This window comes from Oleiphilus sp. HI0086 (assembly GCF_001635225.1).
Genome location: NZ_LWFZ01001191.1, coordinates 1 through 870 on the forward strand (window position 1 = coordinate 1; position 870 = coordinate 870).

Consider the following 870-nt stretch of genomic DNA (forward strand, 5'->3'; position numbering starts at 1 on the left):
CATATACGTTTGTTTCATTTAAAACCGTCCTTGGTCTTCAATCACATCTTCACGTTCAATCAGAAAATCGTCATCCGCTTTCTCAGTATCGGCTAAAGACAACCAGCTGGGCTTGGAAGGGCGAAGAATAATGGTATCGCCTTCCTTTACGATTTCCAGGTCACTCACTCCTTCATACTCCATGTCTTTAGGAAGACGAACCGCCTGATTCTTGCCATTCTTAAAGATAGATACGGTTCTCATAAGTACTCTCCTCTCGATAACAGCTACTGCTTAAGTATCAGGCTACACCCAGCACAAGCATATGTAAAGCATATGCCGATTTAAACCCGCCTAATTCGACGGGTTTAAAACCAGGGGACGGTTGCGTTTTTTGAGAGGCCAAACTGATTAAAGCTCCCTGAGACAGGCTCATTCATTACCGGGCCAAACTCAATAAAACGTCTGTGCTTTTCCCCATTAGAACCACCGACTAACTCAACATATGGGTTATCTAGGCTTTGGTTAAACATTTTGGCTTTATACTGCTTGATATTTCTGACTGGAGGCGCTATCAGTTGCAAGTGCGAGCTGACCCAGCCACCATCAAAAAAGCTAAGGTATTCTTCAAGCTCTCCGGAAGTAAAGCAAGGTTGAAATTGATCACTAGGACGATGGCATTTTTCATTGCTGTCATAGAGATCTAGGTTTTGAGGAACAGCGCTTCGGTATTCGGTGATCCATTTCTGAGCGCTAGTACGGGAGATACCGAATTGCTCTATCAGTTTCCGCGTCGTTAGCTTGCCTTCCCATTGCAATAACACTTCAATAAACTGAAACTTTACCCTTGCATCAACGCTGACGCCCATGATCAACACACCTATCTATATA

Annotated in this window: 2 protein-coding genes; both read right to left on the reverse strand. The window is 43.8% G+C overall.

Annotated features, from left to right (window positions below; genetic code table 11):
• Window positions 1–18: 18 nt before the first annotated feature.
• A complete protein-coding gene (vapB, locus tag A3756_RS20735) occupies window positions 19–243 on the reverse strand; it encodes a type II toxin-antitoxin system VapB family antitoxin (protein ID WP_068553782.1) in 225 nt (74 codons plus the stop codon).
• A gap of 104 nt (window positions 244–347) precedes the next feature.
• Window positions 348–848 (reverse strand): type I-F CRISPR-associated endoribonuclease Cas6/Csy4, encoded by a 501-nt coding sequence (gene cas6f / locus A3756_RS20740; RefSeq protein ID WP_068553781.1) that lies wholly within the window; start codon window positions 846–848, stop codon window positions 348–350.
• Between the last annotated feature and the right edge of the window lie 22 nt (window positions 849–870).